The 2,102-nt window shown below is 32.5% G+C and carries 4 protein-coding genes; all 4 read right to left on the bottom strand.

Annotated features, from left to right (window positions below; translation table 11 throughout):
* Positions 1-60 precede the first annotated feature (60 nt).
* Entirely contained in the window at positions 61-765 is a 705-nt protein-coding gene (rplA, locus tag CEX73_RS03195; protein WP_101627137.1) for a 50S ribosomal protein L1, read from the bottom strand.
* 3 nt (positions 766-768) lie between these two features.
* Positions 769-1,197 (bottom strand): 50S ribosomal protein L11, encoded by a 429-nt coding sequence (rplK, locus tag CEX73_RS03190; RefSeq protein WP_101627136.1) that lies wholly within the window; start codon positions 1,195-1,197, stop codon positions 769-771.
* 52 nt (positions 1,198-1,249) lie between these two features.
* Positions 1,250-1,795 carry a transcription termination/antitermination protein NusG gene (gene nusG, locus CEX73_RS03185; RefSeq protein ID WP_101627135.1) on the bottom strand — a complete coding sequence of 182 codons (546 nt, stop codon included), beginning with the start codon at positions 1,793-1,795 and terminating at the stop codon, positions 1,250-1,252.
* Positions 1,796-2,102: preprotein translocase subunit SecE (gene secE / locus CEX73_RS03180; RefSeq protein ID WP_101627134.1), on the bottom strand; the 307-nt coding region annotated here is incomplete at its 5' end. It lies immediately after the preceding gene.

The raw sequence follows: 2,102 nt of genomic DNA, 5'->3' as shown, positions 1-2,102 counted from the left end.
AATTAAACGGATACTGAATATTTAATATTTAATATTATAAAAAACTTACTTTATTGTGGATTATTTATTGATTATAGACAAACTACATTGATCAATTGTTAAGCCAGGGCCCATAGTAGTTGAGAGACAAACTTTTTTTATGTAAACACCTTTAGTCTGTATTGGTTTGTCTTTTTTTAGCGCTATTAAGAAAGCTTCTAAGTTTTCTTTTAATTTATCAGATTCAAAATCTATTTTGCCAATAGTAGTATGAATAATACCATTTTTGTCGTTATGGTAACGTATCTGACCAGCTTTAATTTCTTTTACTGTTAAAGCAATATTTTCAGTTACTGTTCCTACTTTAGGATTAGGCATCATACCGCGCGGACCTAAGATGTGTCCTAATTCGCTAACTAAAGACATAGCATCTGGAGATGCTATAACTACATCAAAAGATAATTTACCTTGTTTGATTTGTGTAGCTAAATCATTCATACCAACTATATCAGCCCCAGCTGATTGAGCTGCTATGATATTTAAACCTTGAGTAAAAACAGCTACACGAACATTACGACCTATACCATGCGGTAGTACTGTGGCACTACGAATATTTTGATCTGATTTACGAGCATCAATCCCAAGTCTTACTGCTACATCAATACTTTCAATAAAATTGACCGTAGAAATATTTTTTAATAATGTAATTGCATCAAAAATATTATATTGTTTCGCTGAATTTACTTGATTTCGAATCATATTCATACGATTGGTTATTTTAACCATGTTTTAACCTTCTACTACTAGACCCATAGAAAAAGCGGTACCAATGATGGAGCGATACATAGCTTCAATATTACTACCATTCATATCTGCAGCTTTTATTTGAGCTATTTCTCGCACTTGAGAAGAAGTTATTTTGCCTACTTTATTTATTTTGGATTGACTAGAACCACTTGTTATTCCTGCAGCTTTTTTTAATAAAACTGCTGCTGGAGGAGTTTTGGTAATAAAAGTAAAAGAACGATCAGAGTAAATAGTAATAATTACTGGTATTGGTAAACCTTTTTCAAGAAGTTCTGTTTTTGTGTTAAAATTTTTACAAAATTCTATGATATTAACGCCTTGCTGACCTAAAGCTGGTCCTACCGGTGGACTAGGATTTGCCATACCTGCAGCAATTTGTAGTTTTACATAAGCTTGTATTTTTTTAGCCATTTTTATTTCCTATTCTAGTTCTAGTTTAAGTTTATCTAAAAATAGCTTGAGCTTAACCTTTTTCTACTTGATTAAAATCTAGTTCTACTGGAGTAGCACGACCAAAGATAGAAACAGATACTTTTAAGCGACTTTTTTCATAATCAACTTCTTCAACAACACCATTAAAATCAGCAAATGGCCCATCATTAACTCTAATTAATTCACCTGGTTCAAATAATGTTTTAGGTCTAGGTTTATCACCTATTTGCTGTAAACGATTCATTATTGCATGAACTTCTTTGTCACTAATAGGCAACGGCTTATCTGATGTACCGCCAATAAAACCCATTACGCGTGGTACACTACGTACTAAATGCCAACTACTATCGTTCATGACCATTTGTACTAATACATAACCAGGAAAAAATTTACGCTCACTTTTACGACGTTGGCCACAACGTATTTCAACTACTTCTTCTGTTGGTACTATCACTTCACCAAATAATTGTTTTTGAGCATGTAATTTTATATGCTCACGGAGAGATTGTGCTACTCGTCCTTCTAAACCAGAAAAAGCTTGAACTACATACCAACGTTTTTGAAAATCTTCAGACATCTAGAACCTCAGGCTGGTAATTAATGATACCATATTAACTAGACAACTATCTAGTCCCCAAAGAATAAGTGACATAAATATAGTAACTATAGCTACTATCAAAGTAGTATAGAAAGTTTCTTGGCAAGTAGGCCAAATAACTTTACGTACTTCAGCACGTGCTTCATGCGAAAACATAATAATTAATTTGCCTTGCTCTGTCATTAAAGCAATAACACCTGCAAAAATAATCAGACAAAATACAGATAACATTCGTAGTATTATGTTTAAGTCTTGATAATAATTATTACCTACTATAGCTGTAATC

This window comes from Candidatus Palibaumannia cicadellinicola, from assembly GCF_002855795.1.
In the GTDB taxonomy this organism is placed as follows: domain Bacteria; phylum Pseudomonadota; class Gammaproteobacteria; order Enterobacterales; family Enterobacteriaceae; genus Baumannia; species Baumannia cicadellinicola_C.
This window is presented reverse-complemented; position numbering and strand designations above follow the sequence as displayed.

Bases quoted from the DNA above. Each gene is read 5' to 3' on its own strand.
- rplA (WP_101627137.1), bottom strand. From the start codon at position 765: ATGGTTAAAATAACCAATCGTATGAATATGATTCGAAATCAAGTAAAT.
- rplK (WP_101627136.1), bottom strand. From the start codon at position 1,197: ATGGCTAAAAAAATACAAGCTTATGTAAAACTACAAATTGCTGCAGGT.
- nusG (WP_101627135.1), bottom strand. From the start codon at position 1,795: ATGTCTGAAGATTTTCAAAAACGTTGGTATGTAGTTCAAGCTTTTTCT.